3 protein-coding genes are annotated in these 2,091 nt (G+C 58.2%); 1 reads left to right on the top strand and 2 read right to left on the bottom strand.

What is annotated here, in order from left to right; translation table 11 throughout:
* The coding region (locus ACQKDV_RS19215) for a transposase (protein WP_427785828.1) at positions 1-403 on the top strand (403 nt) is incomplete at its 5' end.
* Between the two features lie 108 nt (positions 404-511).
* On the opposite strand, the gene ACQKDV_RS19210 is transcribed toward ACQKDV_RS19215, so the two are convergent.
* Both ACQKDV_RS19210 and ACQKDV_RS19205 read right to left on the bottom strand, forming a co-directional pair.
* Positions 512-1,069: a hypothetical protein gene (locus tag ACQKDV_RS19210; protein ID WP_427785827.1), complete on the bottom strand. Its 558-nt coding sequence runs from the start codon at positions 1,067-1,069 to the stop codon at positions 512-514.
* A 35-nt stretch (positions 1,070-1,104) separates the two neighbouring features.
* A complete protein-coding gene (locus ACQKDV_RS19205; RefSeq protein WP_427785826.1) occupies positions 1,105-1,620 on the bottom strand; it encodes a hypothetical protein in 516 nt (171 codons plus the stop codon).
* Positions 1,621-2,091: the final 471 nt, after the last annotated feature.

Here is a 2,091-nt window from a genome sequence, read left to right as displayed (position 1 = left end):
GCTGGTGCACCACGCGACGTGCACGGCTGCCAATGTCAGCGATGTCACCGTCACCCACGCGCTGCTACATGGCAAGGAGGGCTGCGTCTTCGGCGATAGCGGCTACACCGGTGCAGACAAGCGCGCGGAGCTGGCCGACTGCAAAGCGGCATTCTTCATCGCTGCCAAGCGCTCGAAGGTCAAGGCCATCGGTAACGCGCGGGAGCGACGGCAGGTTGAGCGCTGGGAGAGCTGCAAGGCCAGCGTGCGCGCCAAGGTCGAGCATCCGTTCCGGGTGATCAAACGGCAGTTCGGTTACACCAAGGTTCGCTACCGTGGACTGGCCAAGAACACCGCCCAGGTGCTCACGCTGTTCGCGCTATCCAACCTGTGGATGGTGCGCCGGCAATTGATGCCGGCATAGGGGTCACTCCGCCCTGAGTGTGCCAATAAGGACACTTTGAGGGCTGAGAAAATGGCAATCGTGTGCGCCTGATGGGGCCAGACCACGCATACGCTGGGAATCCACAACTCAGCGAGGATTGATCAGACCATCCCTAACGTGGGTCGTCTCCATGGAAGACCGATTTAACGGATTTCGGGCGCCGGGAATCTTCAGGACTGAGAAGTCCACGCGTGCCACTGCGTAACCCAACCCTGAGCCAATGAGGATGCCTTCTCGATTCAGAGCGATAGGATCTCGGGATACATTGGATGCCAAATGGCCATAAACGCGAGCGTTGAGTTCCCCGGACGCGCAAAGGGTCTTGGTCTCCGCCCAGCCAATAATACGGGCGCCGCTCGAATAAAGATTGACGGTTGGTGCCTGCAAGGTATCGGCTGCGGTGACCTCGCGAACGGTGCCCGTTGTTCTGTTTACCACGTAGCCCTTTGACCAATCCACCTCATCCAAGGTCGTCGCGCCATACTTCTGGAGGATCCGAGCCACGGCGGGCTCTTTGTTCGCTAACGCCTGCGCCTCAGCAACGGCGCCACTCGGAGATGATGGTGGAGCAGCAGCTTGCGCCGCAATACTCGTCGCACCAAGCGAACCACACAGGGATATCAACACCAATGCTAGCTTCTTCATCGACAGTTCCTTGTTCGATGGATCGGAAAAGAACGCTATCCGGTCACTGCTTTGAGCACCGCGCTTCCAGACCGGAATTCGAAGCCGTTCTTGTGAATGTTGATCGCAGTTTTGCTTCTGCTCGAATAGAACATCAGATTGGCGCTGGCTTGGAGTGCGTCTCTGGAAGACGCTTCCAGTGCCTTCTTTGTCGCCTGGGCTGTCACCTCCACTGGATTGGGTTGAAGGGCTTTGCGAAACAAAGACTCGTCTGCCAGAAGACGTTCCAGCTCTGCAGCGGAGCGGGAAAGCGATTGAACATCGCGCCGGGTCGCGGCCAGACTGGGCCGAGCCCTATCCTTTGTCTCGAGCGGCTTGGGAAGTTGCAGATCGGGATGCTGAAGCTTCGCAACTGCCCAATTGTTTGCGCGCAGGCGGTCCATAACCTCTGCGATCTCGGCAACCATTTGTTCCAGGGTTTCCCAGCCTTCCGCGCCCTGGGCGGCCGAAACCAAGATCTGCCGTGCGCTGCAAATCAGCTCGCGCTCTTCGTTAGTGAGGGGAGAAGGCATAGATCGTCCCTGATGAAGTGGTGACCCACCATAAGCCACACTCCCTGCGGTCCGATACTGTCGGGGTTCTTAGCTGGAGTCGCAGACGCCCGTCACACATTTACGACAATGTGGCGTAAGGCTTCTGCCAGCATGATGCTTGGCAGGGACCAATTCGTGCTGGTTGCGCAGGTAGTGACATCTCGCTTATACGCCCATAATTCGCTTGGAGACTAAAATTTACTTTTGTGAATAGATGCCCCTATCTGCACCTTGCCATCCTGCGACAACGCGGTTTCGGTGCATGTCAAGGTAGTTGCCGCCTGTTTCACGCGGCTATTTGAGCTTTGGTCGCAGCCGTCACGATGCTGTCTTTCTCCGGGTTCAGGGCAACCGCTTCGATCCGCTCCCAGTTCCGGGTCGGGCCGCTCCAGCGGGATGGATGGGCCTGGCGGGCCTGCTGATACAGCACATGGCGTGCCTGGAGGATGG

The organism is Stenotrophomonas sp. NPDC077659 (assembly GCF_050268705.1).
Lineage (GTDB): Bacteria > Pseudomonadota > Gammaproteobacteria > Xanthomonadales > Xanthomonadaceae > Stenotrophomonas.
The sequence above is the reverse complement of the archived record's forward strand: the minus strand, read 5'-3'. Positions and strand labels throughout refer to the sequence as shown.

Excerpts from the sequence above, each read along its gene's own strand:
- ACQKDV_RS19210 (WP_427785827.1), bottom strand. The coding sequence starts at position 1,069 with ATGAAGAAGCTAGCATTGGTGTTGATATCCCTGTGTGGTTCGCTTGGT.
- ACQKDV_RS19205 (WP_427785826.1), bottom strand. The coding sequence starts at position 1,620 with ATGCCTTCTCCCCTCACTAACGAAGAGCGCGAGCTGATTTGCAGCGCA.